Genomic DNA, 15,722 nt, shown 5'->3' with positions numbered 1-15,722 from the left:
GGCGCCTCTTAAGCCGCCCGGGCCGGCGTGTCGAGCCACGCCGCCATGTGGGCCAGAGCGCGCGCGGCCATGGCCTTCTTCTTGGCCAGCGTCTTTTCCGCGCCGCGCATGCGCTTGCCGGGCTCGGCGCGCGGGGCTTCCTCCAGAGGCGGGAACAGGCCGAAATTGATGTTCATGGGCTGGAACGAGCGCGGCGCCCCGGCTTCCTCCGCCTCCACATGCCCGCCGGTGATATGGGCGAGCAGCGCGCCATGGGCGGTTGTGAGCGGCGGCGGCACCAACGCCTCGCCATGCCGCTCGGCGGCGGCGAAACGCCCGGCCATGAGACCTACGGCCGCGCTCTCCACATAGCCCTCGCAGCCAGTGATCTGCCCGGCGAAGCGCAGGCGCGGATCGGCCTTCAGCCGCAGCGTCCCGTCGAGCAGGCGGGGGGAGTTGAGGTAGGTATTGCGGTGAAGTCCGCCGAGGCGCGCGAACTCGGCATTCTCCAGCCCGGGAATGGTGCGGAAGACGCGTGCTTGCTCGCCATGGCGCAGCTTGGTCTGGAAACCCACCATGTTGTAGAGCGTGCCAAGCTTGTTGTCCTGCCGCAGCTGGACGATGGCATAGGCCTTCACGGTCGGGTTATGGGGATTGGTGAGGCCCACGGGCTTCATGGGGCCGAAGCGCAGGGTCTCGCGACCACGCTCGGCCATCACCTCGATGGGTAGGCAGCCGTCGAAATAGGGGGTCTTGGCCTCGAAATCGCGCATGGGCGCCTTCTCGCCGGCGATCAGCGCATCCACGAAGGCGTGGTACTGCGCCTCGTCCAGCGGGCAGTTGATGTAGTCCGCCCCGGTGCCGCCCGGCCCCGGCTTGTCGTAGCGCGACTGAAACCAGGCCTTGCCCATGTCGATCGAGTCGAAATGCACGATCGGCGCGATGGCATCAAAGAAGGCCAGCGCCGTCTCTCCCGTCAGCGACAGGACTGCCTCCGCCAGCGCCGGAGAGGTGAGGGGGCCGGTGGCCAAAATCACCTTGTCCCACTCGGCCGGCGGCAGGGTGGTGAGTTCCTCGCGCCGGATCTCGATGAGGGGATGGTCCTCGAGCGCCTGGGTCACCGCGCGGGAGAAGCCGTCCCGGTCCACGGCCAGCGCGCCGCCGGCAGGTACCTGGTTGCGGTCGGCCGCGGCGAGGATGAGCGAGCCGGCCTGACGCATCTCGGCATGCAGCACGCCCACCGCATTGCCTTCGGGGTCATCGGATCGGAACGAGTTGGAGCAGACCAGCTCGGCAAGGCCATCGGTGAGATGGGCGTCGGTGGTGCGCTGAGGCCGCATCTCGTGCAGCACCACAGGGACGCCGCGGCTCGCGATCTGCCAAGCCGCCTCGGATCCGGCGAGGCCGCCGCCGACAACGTGCACGGGGTCGGCTGACTGAGGCATTATTTCTCCGCTCCGCCGGGGAAGGGGCCTTGAAGGCAAACGGCCTTGAGGGCTTGGGCGCGAGAGACGTGCCGACGGGACGTGCCATGTGCCACAGCCTCCCCGATGACTTCAACCCCTGCGCCGGATTGGGCGGGCAGTATACGCATCCTGAAAACGAAAATGGCCCCGAATGGGGCCACTATCGACGTCCGGCCAAGAGGCCGGGCTATGTCAGCGTCGTCGGATCAAACGGCGGCGGAGGCGTGCCGGGCGAGGGCGCGGATCTCACTGCGCGACACATTGATGTCAGCGAGGCTGCGATCATCGAGCTTGGACAACTCAGTGACAGTGCGATTATACGTCTGCCACCGGCGGAACTGGCGAGCCAGGAAACCCCAGAGCAACATTGGTCTTCTCCACTTTGCGGAAGCTTCTCCTTTGCTTCCGCGACTTTCCCCTCCTAAATACGCCTCTTTGCTGCATCGCCATAGAGCCGATCATGCATTGCAGCATTGCGGGGCGTGCATGGAGTGTGGCCGGCTGAGCTTTCTCGATGGTGAGAGGAAAGCTGCTGCGGGCGACCGCCCCGCGCATCTGCGTCGGGAGGTAGGGGGAGGACCGTTCGATCCAGGAGAAGCCTCAAGAAAAGCCTCATCTCTCACGCCTTATAGCGACGGGTGGCGCAGGCCCGCGCGCTGTCCGAAATGCGGTCGGGCCGGGGCGCCGCCTCCGACGGAGGCTTGAGGGCGCCTGCACGAGCGTCATCGTGCGGGCGCTCTGCTTTGGAGGCAGGAGGCGCCTTCAATGGACGCGCTCGGACCTGTGCAGGGCGCCTAACCAAAGTTCCGGCGCTGAATGCCCCCGCATCGCAGGCCTGCAGAACCGGACCGTGCGCCCCTACGGAACAAAGAGGCCGAGCCCATTTCCAAAGCAACTCACTCCGCGGCCTGCCGCCGCCGACCACGGGCACGGGGCACCGTCTTGGCCGGTGCAGCGCTGTCTTCGACGACGGATTCCGCGATCTCGGCCGCCGCCTCCTCGCCCGCCGGTTCCGCAACTGCCGGTGCTGCCTTTCCAGCAGAAGTCTTGCGAGTTTCAGACTTTCGCGCCGCTGCCTTTTCCGGCGAAGGCACCTTCGCCGCTGGCGCCGCTGGCGAAGCCTTGGCCATGGGTCGCCGCGCCAGGACCTCCGCCAGGAAGTGGCCGGTGTGGGAACGCGGGTGCTGCGCCACCTGCTCGGGCGTGCCCGCCACCACGATCTCGCCGCCCCCGTCGCCCCCTTCCGGGCCGAGATCGAGAATCCAGTCGGCGGTCTTGATGACCTCCAGATTGTGCTCGATCACCACTACGGTATTACCCTGCTCCACCAACTCATGCAGCACTTCGAGCAGCTTCTTCACGTCGTGGAAGTGCAGGCCGGTGGTGGGCTCATCGAGGATGTAAAGAGTGCGTCCGGTGGCGCGCTTGGACAGCTCCTTGGAGAGCTTCACGCGCTGCGCCTCTCCGCCGGAAAGCGTGGTCGCCTGCTGGCCCACCTTGATATAGTCGAGCCCCACGCGATGCAGGGTCTCGAGCTTTTCGCGGACGGACGGCACCGCCTTGAAGAATTGCGCGCCCTCTTCCACCGTCATGTCCAGCACGTCGGCGATGGACTTGTTCTTGAATGCCACCTCCAGGGTCTCGCGGTTGTAGCGCTTGCCCTTGCAGACATCGCACGTGACATAGACATCCGGCAGGAAGTGCATCTCGATCTTGATGACGCCGTCGCCCTGGCAGGCCTCGCAGCGCCCGCCCTTCACATTGAAGGAGAAGCGCCCGGCGCCGTAGCCGCGCGCTTTGGCCTCCGGCAGGCCGGAGAACCATTCGCGAATAGGCGTGAAGGCGCCCGTATATGTGGCCGGGTTAGAACGGGGGGTGCGGCCGATGGGCGACTGGTCGATATCGATCACCTTGTCGAGGTGCTCAAGCCCCTCCAGGCGGTCGAACGGGGCCGGGGCCTCGCTGGCGCCGTTCAGCCGCCGCGCCACCGCCTTGTACAAAGTGTCGATGAGCAGCGTGGATTTGCCGCCCCCTGACACGCCGGTGATGCAGGTGAACAGGCCAAGGGGGATCTCCGCCGTCACGTCCTTCAAATTGTTGCCGCGCGCGCCCGAAAGCTTGAGCACGCGCTTCGGGTTGGGCTTGCGTCGCGCCGGCACGCCCACGGACAGCTGGCCAGTGAGATACTGGCCAGTGAGGGAATTAGGGTCGGCCAAGATCTGCGCCGGGGTGCCCTGGGCGACGATGCGGCCGCCATGGATGCCTGCGCCGGGACCCACATCCACCACATAATCGGCGGCGAGAATGGCGTCCTCGTCGTGCTCCACCACGATCACCGTATTGCCGAGGTCGCGCAGGTGCTTCAGCGTGTCCAGAAGGCGCGCGTTGTCGCGCTGGTGCAGGCCGATGGAAGGCTCGTCCAGCACATAGAGCACGCCGGTCAGGCCCGAGCCGATCTGCGAGGCGAGACGGATACGCTGGCTCTCGCCGCCGGACAGGGTGCCGGAGGCGCGGGCGAGGGTAAGATATTCGAGCCCCACATCCAGCAGGAAGATGAGCCGCTCGCGAATCTCCTTGAGGATCCGGCCGGCGATCTCGTTCTGCTTGTCGGTGAGCGCGCCTGGCAGGGCCTCGAACCAGGCGGACGCCGCCCGCACCGAGAGTTCGCCCACCTCGCCGATGTGCTTGCCGGCCACCTTCACCGCGAGTGCCTCCGGCTTCAGGCGATAGCCTGAACAGGCCTTGCACGGGACGGTGGAGAAATACTTCGAGATCTCCTCCCGCGCCCAGTCGCTGTCGGTCTCCTTCCAGCGTCGGTCCAGGTTGCGCACCACGCCCTCGAAGGTCTTGGACGTCTCGTAGGCGCGCATGCCGTCGTCATAGGCGAAGGTGATCTTTTCGGTGCCCGAGCCAAACAGCAGCACGTCCTTCGCCTGTTCCGGCAGGTCGGCGAAGGGCACGTTGAGCTTGAAATGATAGTGCTTGGCCAGGGCGTCCAGCGTCTGGCCATAATAGGGGGAGGTGGATTTTGCCCACGGGGCGATGGCCCCCTGCTTGAGCGAGCGCATCCGATCCGGCACCACGAGGTCGGGATCGATGGTCTGCTCCACGCCAAGCCCGTCGCAGGCCGGGCAGGCGCCGAAGGGGTTGTTGAAGGAGAACAGCCGTGGCTCGATCTCCGAAATGGTGAAGCCGGAAACCGGGCAGGCGAACTTCTCGGAGAACAGGATGCGCCGCGGCTCCCCCGCCTCGTCCTTCTCATCGGCGTATTCGGCCACCGCGATGCCATCGGCCAGCGCGAGCGCCGTCTCGAAACTGTCGGCAAGGCGCGCGGCCAGATCGGGCCGCACCACGATACGGTCCACCACCACGTCGATATCGTGCTTGAACTTCTTGTCGAGGGTCGGTGCCTCCGCGATCTCGTGGAAGGCGCCGTCGATCTTGACCCGCTGGAAGCCCTTCTTCATCCAGTCGGCGAGTTCCTTGCGATATTCGCCCTTGCGTCCACGTATCACCGGGGCGAGCAGATAGAGCCGCGCGCCTTCGGGAAGGGCCAGCGTGCGGTCCACCATCTGCGAGACGGTCTGGCTCTCGATGGGCAGGCCGGTGGCCGGGGAATAGGGCACGCCCGTGCGCGCCCACAAAAGGCGCATGTAATCGTAGATCTCGGTCACCGTGCCCACGGTGGAGCGCGGATTCCTGGAGGTGGTCTTCTGCTCGATGGAAATGGCCGGCGACAAGCCGTCGATCTGGTCCACGTCCGGCTTCTGCATCATCTCCAGGAACTGCCGGGCGTAGGCCGAGAGGCTCTCCACATAACGGCGCTGGCCTTCGGCGTAGATGGTGTCGAAGGCCAGCGAACTCTTGCCCGAGCCCGAGAGTCCGGTGAAGACCACGAGGCTGTCGCGCGGGATCTCGAGGTCCACGTTCTTGAGGTTGTGCTCGCGCGCGCCGCGCACCGTGAGGGTGCGAGCGTCCCGGCGGCCCGCGATATCAGGGGCGGAAGCCGCCCGCGTGGGAAAAGCGCGATCAGACATGGAATTCCGCTGGCGCCCGCAGGCGCGGAAAGATCAGGACAGAAGGATGGTCGCTTGGGACCGGGCGACGGGGGTGAATACGCAATCCGCAGCGTGACGGATGACCCCAGGATTGGGCTTATTGTCGAACCGCGCATCACGCCGGGCAACAAGCCGGTCCGGTATCACCGCAAATGGTTCAAAGCCAAGACCCTCAACCTCCGGCGAAAGGGCGGCAAAACACGATCGCAGCGTTTCGAATTCGCTCATGGTCATGGCTCGAATGTAGGCGGTCGCGTGCAATGCGGTAGGGAACATATCAGGAACTTTTTCGCTCCACCAGCCAAAAATCAGCAGCTGACCCACGTCCCATTCGAAGATGGGGGCTTGCATCCGGGCGGCCAAGGCGATAGGAACACAACATGAACATCTCGTAATCGCCCATTGCGGCGCGCGAATTCACGCGGTTCATCATGGGGAAAAGTCGGCTTGGGGCTGGCCTGCCGCGCCACGGGCGGTAGGGTGCAGGCTGATCATAGGCGACCACGAACGAGGAGTAACGGGATGGCCGGCAGCGTCAACAAGGTGATCCTGGTCGGCAACCTCGGCCGTGATCCGGAGGTGAAGTCGTTCCAGAGCGGTAATCGCGTTTGCAATCTTACGGTCGCCACGTCCGAGAACTGGAGGGACAAGGCCTCCGGAGAGCGGCGGGAAAAAACCGAGTGGCACCGCGTGGTGATCATGTCCGATAACCTTGTGGGGATCGCCGAGCGCTATCTAAAAAAGGGGTCCAAGGTTTATCTTGAGGGCCAGCTTGAGACCCGCAAGTACGAGAAGGATGGGCGCGAGGTTTACACCACCGAGGTGGTGCTGCGGCCCTATCGTGGCGAGCTGACGCTGCTCGACGGGCGCAGCGAAGGGTCTGGTGCGGGAAGCGACGATTATGCCGGCGGTTCCGATTTCGGGTCGGCGAGCCCTATGGGCGGGGGGTATGGCGGCGGTTCAGGGGGCGGTCGGCGCGTGTCGGGTGCCTCGGCGGGCTCCTCGGGCGGCGCTGCCGGTGGCGGGCGCCCGGCGGCCGATCTCGACGACGAAATCCCGTTCTGAAGCGGTCCAATGCTCAGCGGTGCTGAGCATTGGACCGACAACATGATGCGCTGCGGTTGAAGCTCATTCTTCCGGTGTCTTCTGAATGGCCGAGCTTACAAAATGGTGCCTCTGGAGCTTCTCCGGAGAGGATCAGTTTGCGGTGCCTGAAGGTGGGTTCGACGCAAAAGGGTCAAATTGTCGGCGCGTCCCGCAGCAAGTCGTCGACAAGTTGTTGAGATTAAAAGATAAAAAAACATTGCGCCACAGGGGTTTCTCTGGCGTCGCGGGGGTGAATCGGCTAGAAGGAAGCACCGCGTTCCACGATTGAGAGTGCTGACTTTTGGCCGATTCCGAGACGCCGAAGCCCGGCGGCGAGCCGCCGTCCGACATCAGGCCCGTTTCCATCACGGAGGAGCTGTCGCGCTCCTACCTCGACTATGCGATGAGCGTCATCGTCGCCCGGGCGTTGCCCGACGTGCGCGACGGCCTGAAGCCGGTGCATCGGCGCATCCTGTTCTCCATGCACGAGAACGGGTACGAGTGGAACAAGTCCTATCGCAAGTCCGCCCGCGTGGTGGGCGATGTCATCGGCAAGTATCATCCGCACGGCGACCAATCGGTCTATGACGCCCTCGTGCGCATGGCGCAGACGTTTGCCATGCGCCTGCCATTGGTGGATGGTCAGGGCAATTTCGGCTCGGTGGATGGCGATGCCCCGGCGGCCATGCGTTACACTGAAGTGCGCCTGGAGAAGGTGACGAACGCCCTTCTCGACGACCTCGACAAGGACACCGTCGACTACCAGGACAATTACGACAATTCCGAGCACGAGCCGACCGTCCTCCCGGCCAAGTTCCCGAACCTCCTGGTCAACGGTGCCGGCGGCATCGCGGTGGGCATGGCCACCAATATCCCGCCGCACAATCTGGGCGAGATCGTCGACACCACCGTCGCGCTGCTCGACGACCCGACGCTGGAACCGGAGGCGCTGCTCGACCTGCTGCCTGGCCCGGATTTCCCCACCGGCGCGCTGATCCTGGGCCGCACCGGCATCCGCCAGGCTTACCTCACCGGGCGCGGCTCCATCCTGATGCGAGCCAAGGTCGCCATCGAGACCATCCGCAAAGAGCGCGAGGCGCTCATCGTCACCGAGATTCCCTATCAGGTGAACAAGGCGACGATGATCGAGAAGATGGCCGAGCTGGTGCGCGACAAGCGCGTCGAGGGCATCGCCGAGATCCGCGACGAGAGCGACCGCGACGGTATGCGCGTGGTCATCGAGATCAAGCGCGACGCCCAGGCCGATGTGGTACTCAACAACCTCTATCGCTTGACGCTGCTGCAGACTTCGTTCGGCGTGAACATGGTGGCGCTGTCCGGCGGCAAGCCGGGCGTGCTCACGCTGCACGACGTGCTCACCGCCTTCATCGCCTTCCGCGAGGAGGTCATCAGCCGACGGACCAAGTTCCTGCTGCGCAAGGCGCGCGACCGGGCCCACGTGTTGGTGGGCCTTGCCATCGCCGTTGCCAATATCGATGAGGTGATCCGCCTCATCCGCACCGCGCCGGATCCGGCGAGCGCGCGCGAATCCCTGATGGCGCGGGACTGGCCGGCCAAGGACATGGCGCCCCTCATCGCGCTCATCGCCGATCCGCGCCACAAACTCGGCCCCGACGACACCTATCGCCTGTCCTTCGAGCAGGCCCGCGCCATTCTCGACCTGCGCCTGCAGCGCCTCACGGCGCTGGGCCGCGACGAGATCGCCGAGGAACTGGACAAGCTGGCGGTTGAGATCGCCGACTATCTCGACATTCTCGCCAGCCGCCCGCGCATGCGCGCCATCATCCGTGCCGAGCTCATCGCCATCAAGGAAGAGTTCGGCACGCCGCGGCGCACGGAGATCGTCGAAGGTTTCGGCGACCTTGAGGACGAGGATCTCATCCAGCGCGAGGAGATGGTGGTCACCGTCTCCCACGCCGGATACATCAAGCGCGTTCCGCTCTCCACCTATCGGGCGCAGCGGCGCGGCGGCAAGGGCCGCTCCGCCATGCAGACGCGGGACGAGGATTTCGTCACCCGCCTGTTCGTGGCCTCTACCCACGCGCCGGTGCTGTTCTTCTCCTCCAAGGGGCAGGTCTACAAACTGAAGGTGTGGCGCCTGCCGCTGGCGGCGCCGCAGGCGCGGGGCAAGGCGCTCATCAATATCCTGCCGCTGGCGCAGGACGAGCGCATCACTTCGGTGGTCCTGCTGCCGGAAGATTCGGACGAGAACGAGCGCCTGCAGATCATGTTCGCGACCACCGGCGGCACTGTGCGGCGCAATGCGCTGACGGATTTCCAGCAGGTGAACCGCAACGGCAAGATCGCCATGAAGCTCAACGAGGGCGAGGCTATCGCCGACGTGGGGCTGTGCACGGCAGACGACGACGTGCTGCTGACCACGGCGGCCGGTGCCTGCATCCGTTTCCCGGTCACCGAGGTGCGCGTGTTCAAGGGCCGTGACAGCGTGGGCGTGCGCGGCATCCGGCTGGAGGATGGCGACACCATCATCTCCATGGCTATCATCGGCCATGTGGACGCCTCGGCCGAGGAGCGCCTTGCCTACATCAAGCGCCGTCGCGCGCTGGCAGGCGAAGCCACCGAAGCGGGTGACGTGGAGGCGGAGGAGGGCGCCAGCGGCAACGGCCATCTCGGCCAGGACCGCTACGCCTTAATGGGGGCCAAGGAGCAGTTCATCCTCACCGTCTCCGAGAACGGCTATGGCAAGCGCACCTCGTCCTACGAGTATCGGGTGACCGGCCGCGGCGGCAAGGGCATCGTCGCCATGGCGGTGAACGAGCGCAACGGCCGCCTCGTCGCCTCCTTCCCGGTGGAAGACCAGGACCAGATCATGCTGGTGACCGACGGCGGGCAGCTCATCCGCTGCCCGGTGGATGGCATCCGCATCGTCGGCCGCGCCAGCCAGGGCGTCATCGTATTCGACACGGCGGAGGGCGAGCGGGTCGTCTCCGTGGAGCATATCAGCGACGATGCCGGGGCCGAGACCGGCGACGGCGAGGACACGGGCGAGGCGTCCGAGGCGTAAAGCCGGCGGCGGCTCCGGCATCGCGCGATGCCGGAGCAAAGCTCGCCCCTATCTGGTCAACGCGCCGATAGGCGATGGGGCTGCCACCGGATCGGGGGATGGCGATGATATCTGCGGAAAGCCTTGCCTTGTTCGTGGTTGCGTGCGTCGCGCTTGCCGCCACGCCGGGGCCGAACGTGGCGCTCATCGTCGGCACCAGCCTCAAGCATGGGCGGCGGGCCGGCATCCTCACCGCCACCGGCGTCAATGTGGGGCTCATCGCTCAGCTCGCGCTCGTGGCGGCTGGCTTGGCCTACGTGGTGGAGACCTTCTCCCGCAATTTCGACCTCGTGCGCTATGCGGGCGCGGCCTATTTGGTCTGGCTTGCCGTGCTCCAATGGCGCGGGGCAGGAGCGGGACGCGAGGCGCCCATGCCATCGGCCCGCGCCGCCTTCGGGCGAGGGCTGGCGGTGGCCTTCGCCAATCCCAAGACCCTGCTGTTCCACGCGGCTTTCCTGCCCCAGTTCATCACCGACAGGGCCGATCCCGTGCCGCAGATCGCGCTGCTGGCGGCGGTGTTCGCGGCCATCGCGCTGGTGGGTGACGTGCTGTGGGCGGTGGTGGCGGACAAGGCCCGCACGGCGCTCGCCGGCCGCTTCACCCGCATTGCGGATCGGGTGTCCGCCGGCATCCTCGTGGGCGGGGCCGCGTTGCTCCTGGCGGCGGGGCGGCGTTAGAGCGCCAGCTCTCTTCGCCCCCGGCATGCGTCCAAGCTGCTGCCGCGACACGTCTTTTGCGATGCGGGCCAGGGGCCCACAAAGCATAACCTTTGCCGCTCGGCACCGGCCGCTTACCTCACCGCGTATGCTGTTCCGCGAAGGCGGCGGCCGCGCCATAGAGGCCGGGCTGGGGATGGGTGATGAGGCGGACCGGGATGTCCTCCATCCGCTGCGCGAACCGACCCTTGGCGGAGAAGCGGCTGGCGAAGCCGGATTGCGGGATAAGGTGTGCGATGCGCGGGGCGATGCCGCCGGCGATCACCACCGCCTTGGCGCCCTGCACCAGCGCGATGTCGCCCGCCACGGCGCCGAAACTCAGGCAGAAGCGGTCGAGGGCGGCGGCGGCGAGCCCATCCTTGCCCTCCGTGGCCAGCGCCCACAGGGCCTTGTCCTCCATCTGGTCGATCTGGCACCCCTCGATGGCGGCAAGCGCCTCGTAGATGTTGACGAGGCCCGGACCGGAGACGATCCGCTCCACCGACACGCGCGGATAGCGCTGGCGCAGGCGATGCAAAATCGCCTCTTCCAGGGAATCCAGCGGGGCGAAGTCGATATGGCCACCCTCGCATTCGATGACGTGATAGCGGCCGCCCTGGCGCAGCACATGGGCAACGCCAAGCCCCGTGCCGGGACCGATGATGCTGATGACCCCGGTGTCGGGAAGCGGCCCGTCGGACCCGGCGAAGGGCGCGAACCCCTCCTCTCCGATCTGCGCCACCGCATGGCCGATGGCGCCGAAATCATTCACCAGCGTCCAGGTATCCACGTCCAGCTTCTCGGGGATCAGGTGCTTGTGGATGACCCAGGGATTGTTGGTCAGCTTCAGCACGTCGCCTTCCACCGGGCAGGCGATGGCGATGGCCGCCGCCCGCGGCAGGGGCGTGCCCACGGTCTCGGCGAACGCCTGCCAGGCGAGCTGGAAGCTGGCATGGTCGGCGGCATGGGTGACCACCGGCTCACCGAGGGACACCACCCTTCCGTCCGCGACCTCCGCATGGGCGAAGCGGGCATGGGTGCCCCCGATATCGACAGCGACGATCTCCACGCCCGTTATCCTTTCGCGATGGCCTGTGAGCCTGTGAATGACGGTACCCGATTCAGCCGCGCCGAGGACGCGATGCTCTTTCTACATCGCGCGATGGGCACGCAGCGTTCCGCTTGCCGATTTACACGGGAGCGCGGCGGATGGCACCCGTTCCCGCCGCGCTGGCGCGTTCGCCGTATGGCGGCGTATCAACCGTAGCGACCAGCCGGGCCTCCAACCCGCGGCCAAGCCCTTGCTCTTATGGCGCCGCCGGGCATGATGGCCGCGTTTTTTCGAGGAGAATGCGCCGTGGTTGCTGCTGTGACGGTCCTCGTGGTGGGTGCCGGCCCGACCGGGCTTCTGCTGGCTGCGGAACTCCAGCGTCGCGGCGTGGACTGCCTTCTCATCGACGCCCATGAGAGCCCGCTGGACTGGGACCGCGCCACGGTGGTGCATCCCCGTTCGCTCGAGATCTTCGATGCCCTCGGCATTGTCGAGCCGCTGCTGGCGGCCGGCGTCAAGCAGCGGCTCGCGCGCATTCATTCCGATGGCAGCGTGCTGGGGGATATCGACCTCGCCCTCTGCGGTAGCCGCTATGCCTTCAATCTCGGCGTCTCGGAGGAGGTCACGGAAGCCGTCCTGACCGACTACCTGACCCGTTTGGGCGGCACGGTCACCCGCGCGACCCGCCTCGTCGGCCTGGACGAGCGCACCGACGGCGTGCTCGCGACCATGGAGAGCGAGGGCACAACCACACAGGTCCTCGCCCAGTGGGTGGTGGGATGCGATGGCAACCGCAGCACGGTGCGGACGCTGGCGGGCATCGCGCGGGACGGGCACGACATCGCCGAGCCCTGGGCGGTGTTCGACACCTCCGTGGGCGGCTGGACGCAATCCTATGAGGCCAACTACGCCTATCTCGACGACATTCCGGTGATCCTGACCGCGCTGCCGGACCAGCGCTGGCGCGTCTATCTGCGGCCGAGTTCCGACGCTTCCGATCTTACGGCCGATGCCGCGATCACCCTCGGACGCTACGTGCCCGGCCTTCGGTTCGAGGATGTGGCCAACCCGACTCGCTTCCATTGCCACACCACCGTCGCGCGCAGCTTCCGGGCCGGGCGCCTGCTGCTGGCCGGGGATGCCGCCCACACCTGCAGCCCGGCCCAGGGCCACGGCATGAACAGCGGGCTGCAGGATGCCTTCAACCTGTCCTGGAAGCTGGCGCTGGTGTGCCAGGGTATCTGCCCCGACACCCTGCTCGACAGCTATGACGCGGAACGGCGCCCGGTGGCCCAATTGGTGACGGCCTCGGGCGATGCCGCCGAGAGCCTCCAGAGCGTGAAGGATCCCGATGAGCGCCGCGCCCGCGATGCCGCCATCCGTGCGGTATTCGCCGACCCCAGCTCTCGCCACCACGAGGCGGTCGCCGAGGCGGAGCTGGACATCGACTATGGCGGCTCGCCCATCGTGATGGGTGACCGGCACGACGCGCTCGCGCCGGGCCAGAGGCTTCCGGACCGGATCGCGGCCCGATCCGCCGACGGCGGGGCCTGCATGCTCAACGATTTCACTAATCGGCCGGGACACACCGCCATCCTGATCGGCGGCCCGTCGACACCGCAGGAGGAACTGGCGCAGGTCCACGACGCCATCCGCTCCCGCCCCGGCCTTGCCGTGCTCGAAGCCAGCTTTGCGCTGACGACGCACCCGGACGGTGCCGATGGGCATGGGCGCGTCGAGCCCGCCGTAGCGGACCGGCTGGGGGTCGGTGCCATCACGCTCCTTGTCGTCCGGCCTGACGGCCATGTGGGCCTTCGGGCCGATGCGAACCATGCGGATGCGCTTGAGACCTATGGCGCGCTGCTGGGCGTCTGAGATTTGATGTCCGAAGGGGCGGCAATCACGGCGGAGGGGCGGGGGGACATGGGCGCGTTCGGGGTTCTCGATCCCCGCTTCACCAGGCTGGTCATCGCCTCGGCGAAGCTCGAGCAGCTGTGGACCGGAGGGCGGTGGCTGGAAGGCCCAGCCTATTTTCCCGCCGGGCGCTTCCTCATCTTCTCCGACGTGCCGAACGACCGCCTCATGCGCTACGACGAGACCAACGGCGTGGTTTCGGTGTTCCGCGCGCCCTCCGGCAACGGCAACGGCAACAGCGTCGACCTGGAGGGCCGGCTGGTGACCTGCGAGCAGCAGGGACGCCGCATCACCCGCACCGGACATGATGGAAGCATCACCGCCCTGGCGACCCATTTCGACGGCAAAAGGTTCAATTCGCCCAACGATATCGTGGTGAAATCCGACGGCAGCGTGTGGTTCAGCGATCCCACCTACGGCATCGACAGCGATTACGAGGGCGATGCCGCGCCGTCGGAGCTTGGACGACAGAATGTCTACCGCCTCGATCCGCGCACCGGCGCTCTCGCCGCGGTGGTGACCGACCGCCTGCAGCCCAACGGCCTCGCCTTTTCCCCCGACGAGCGGACCCTGTATGTGGCCGACACCGGCGCGAGCCACGTGCCCGAGCATCCCCGCTCGATCGTGGCTTATGACGTGCGGCCCGACGGCACCGTCGCCAATCCGCGCGCCTTCGCCACCCTGCCGGACGGCTTCTACGACGGGTTTCGCTGCGACAGCTTCGGCCATGTGTGGACTTCCGCCTTTGGCGGCCTGCACTGCTACGCGCCGGACGGCAGCCTGATCGGCACGCTCGCCATCCCCGAGCCCGTTTCCAACCTGTGCTTCGGCGGGCGCAAGCGCAACCGGCTGTTCATCACCGCCCAGACCTCGCTCTACGCCATCTATGTCAACGCACAGGGAGCGCTGCACCCGGGGGTGTGGGGATTTAGTTCTTGATTTGTTCCGCCATCCGGAGCAGCCTCCGGCCGTCACAAGGGGGAGAGTCGGCCATGGCGAAGACGACATTCTACGTGGTCCAGCCGTTCGAGTTGGGCAAGCACGGCGCCTTGAAGGCCGGCCGGGCCATGGAAGCCCGCACCGCCGCCGATGCCGAGCGCATCGCGCGCCGGATGGCGATCGTGAATGCCGGCGCCATCGCCTTCTCACGGGATGTCGATCCCGAGTCGGACGACGCCGACCCGCCGGTGCTCATCGCCAGCTTCGGCCAGGTCCCGGACAGCACCCTGGAGGCGGCGTAGGGCGGAATGAAAATCCTTGAAGGTTCCGCATATCGCCCTTCCGGGGAAACTGTCGCTGGCGCGGGAGCTCGGTCCAACAGCTCTCGTCAGATATTGGCGCGACCCCGTTGAGGCTGCGCCTTCTGAAGCCTCAAGCTCCTCCCAGGTGGTTCGCCCTGGTCCCGCCGGCGAGGATGAATAACGGAGGCACCGCAGAACCCGCTTTCAGCATGTTCGCGAAGGATCGGCGCCGATTGTTTTCATGTCGTCCCGCTTGCAAGATCAGCAACTTCCCGTAGGCGTTTTCGGCGCTCCCGATGCGAAGAGAACTCATGTCCATGCGCCGAGCCATCTTCCGCTTGCTGAGCCTGCCCATCGCCGCTGCCGCATGCCTCGGTGCGGTCGGGGCGATGGCGGGAGAGCGGGCGCAGGATGACGCAAGGCCGTACCGTCCCCTCGCGGCCGAAGTCGGCGCGGCCCTCACGCCTCCCGCAGACCTTCTTGACGCGGCGAAACAACTGCGCGCGGCAGCTATCGCCAAGGATACACAGGCCGTTTTCGCGATGATGGGGGACAGGGTGACCATCATCTCGTCGGGCCTCACTCCGGCTACGCGGCGCGACGCGGAGAAGAAGGGGCCGTGGCCGCATGCCGAAGCGGCGCTTGCGGAGATCGGCGGCTATTTCCTGGAAGGCGACCTGCCTGTCGGCGGGACGGTGGATCCCGCGGCCGCGCGGATCACGCAGGCCCTGGCGATGATCGCGGATGCGACCGAACATCCCGAATGGGGACGGGACCCCTTGGCCAAAGGCGGAGTCTGCACCTATCGCGGCGTGCGCTGGGATCCCGGAGCCGGCGCGACGATCGATGACGGCTCGCGCGGCATCTACGTGACCGCCCCGACGCCGGTTCATGCCTCCGCCGCAGCGAAGGCAGCCGTGATCGGCACCTTGAAACCGGGCCGCATCTATCTGCAGAGCGATCTCGACGGCCTGCCGGACGGATGGCGGGGCGTGCGCCTGCCTTCGGGCCGTGCCGGCGCGGTCAAGGACGCGCAGGTGCGCGACCCGGCCGTATGGGGCCTCTGCTTCCTGCGCAATGCCAAGGGCGGCTGGTCCATCGCCGCTTTTTCGTCCGCCCTGCTTTGATGCCGAGCGAACCCATCGAG

Annotated in this window: 12 protein-coding genes; 7 read left to right on the top strand and 5 right to left on the bottom strand. The window is 66.6% G+C overall.

Going from position 1 to position 15,722, the window contains the following annotated elements; genetic code table 11:
- Positions 1-8: 8 nt before the first annotated feature.
- The 4 genes from trmFO to FZ033_RS17945 form a co-directional block, all read right to left on the bottom strand.
- Positions 9-1,424 carry a methylenetetrahydrofolate--tRNA-(uracil(54)-C(5))-methyltransferase (FADH(2)-oxidizing) TrmFO gene (gene trmFO / locus FZ033_RS17960; protein WP_149577443.1) on the bottom strand — a complete coding sequence of 472 codons (1,416 nt, stop codon included), beginning with the start codon at positions 1,422-1,424 and terminating at the stop codon, positions 9-11.
- A 227-nt stretch (positions 1,425-1,651) separates the two neighbouring features.
- On the bottom strand, positions 1,652-1,813 hold the full coding sequence (locus FZ033_RS17955; protein ID WP_081437109.1) for a DUF1127 domain-containing protein: 162 nt from the start codon (positions 1,811-1,813) through the stop codon (positions 1,652-1,654).
- Positions 1,814-2,341: 528 nt separating this feature from the next.
- Positions 2,342-5,482: an excinuclease ABC subunit UvrA gene (gene uvrA, locus FZ033_RS17950; protein WP_149577442.1), complete on the bottom strand. Its 3,141-nt coding sequence runs from the start codon at positions 5,480-5,482 to the stop codon at positions 2,342-2,344.
- 33 nt (positions 5,483-5,515) lie between these two features.
- Positions 5,516-5,854, bottom strand: a complete 339-nt coding sequence (locus FZ033_RS17945; protein ID WP_149577441.1) for a hypothetical protein — start codon at positions 5,852-5,854, stop codon at positions 5,516-5,518.
- A 171-nt stretch (positions 5,855-6,025) separates the two neighbouring features.
- On the opposite strand from FZ033_RS17945, the gene ssb reads away from it, so the two are divergent.
- The 3 genes from ssb (at position 6,026) to FZ033_RS17930 (ending at position 10,351) form a co-directional block, all read left to right on the top strand.
- Positions 6,026-6,568 carry a single-stranded DNA-binding protein gene (ssb, locus tag FZ033_RS17940; RefSeq protein WP_149577440.1) on the top strand — a complete coding sequence of 181 codons (543 nt, stop codon included), beginning with the start codon at positions 6,026-6,028 and terminating at the stop codon, positions 6,566-6,568.
- 322 nt (positions 6,569-6,890) lie between these two features.
- Positions 6,891-9,635 carry a DNA gyrase subunit A gene (gyrA, locus tag FZ033_RS17935; RefSeq protein WP_149577439.1) on the top strand — a complete coding sequence of 915 codons (2,745 nt, stop codon included), beginning with the start codon at positions 6,891-6,893 and terminating at the stop codon, positions 9,633-9,635.
- A 98-nt stretch (positions 9,636-9,733) separates the two neighbouring features.
- Positions 9,734-10,351 (top strand): LysE family translocator, encoded by a 618-nt coding sequence (locus FZ033_RS17930; RefSeq protein WP_232847550.1) that lies wholly within the window; start codon positions 9,734-9,736, stop codon positions 10,349-10,351.
- A 118-nt stretch (positions 10,352-10,469) separates the two neighbouring features.
- Here FZ033_RS17930 and glk read toward each other — a convergent pair whose 3' ends face one another.
- Positions 10,470-11,438, bottom strand: coding sequence for a glucokinase (gene glk / locus FZ033_RS17925; protein ID WP_149577438.1), 969 nt, complete (start codon positions 11,436-11,438; stop codon positions 10,470-10,472).
- A 288-nt stretch (positions 11,439-11,726) separates the two neighbouring features.
- Between glk and FZ033_RS17920 the strand changes: the two genes are divergently transcribed.
- The 4 genes from FZ033_RS17920 to FZ033_RS17905 all read left to right on the top strand — a co-directional run bounded on the left by FZ033_RS17920 (position 11,727) and on the right by FZ033_RS17905 (position 15,702).
- Entirely contained in the window at positions 11,727-13,295 is a 1,569-nt protein-coding gene (locus FZ033_RS17920; RefSeq protein ID WP_149577437.1) for an FAD-dependent monooxygenase, read from the top strand.
- A 48-nt stretch (positions 13,296-13,343) separates the two neighbouring features.
- On the top strand, positions 13,344-14,273 hold the full coding sequence (locus FZ033_RS17915; RefSeq protein WP_149577436.1) for an SMP-30/gluconolactonase/LRE family protein: 930 nt from the start codon (positions 13,344-13,346) through the stop codon (positions 14,271-14,273).
- Positions 14,274-14,326: 53 nt separating this feature from the next.
- Positions 14,327-14,575 carry a hypothetical protein gene (locus tag FZ033_RS17910; RefSeq protein WP_149577435.1) on the top strand — a complete coding sequence of 83 codons (249 nt, stop codon included), beginning with the start codon at positions 14,327-14,329 and terminating at the stop codon, positions 14,573-14,575.
- 311 nt (positions 14,576-14,886) lie between these two features.
- Positions 14,887-15,702, top strand: a complete 816-nt coding sequence (locus tag FZ033_RS17905; RefSeq protein WP_149577434.1) for a hypothetical protein — start codon at positions 14,887-14,889, stop codon at positions 15,700-15,702.
- The last annotated feature ends 20 nt before the right edge of the window (positions 15,703-15,722 follow it).

Origin of the sequence: Xanthobacter oligotrophicus, assembly GCF_008364685.1 — a bacterium.
Taxonomy (GTDB): Bacteria; Pseudomonadota; Alphaproteobacteria; order Rhizobiales; family Xanthobacteraceae; genus Xanthobacter; species Xanthobacter oligotrophicus.
Note: the sequence above shows the minus strand (reverse complement) of the source record. Positions and strands in the feature narration are given on the sequence as shown.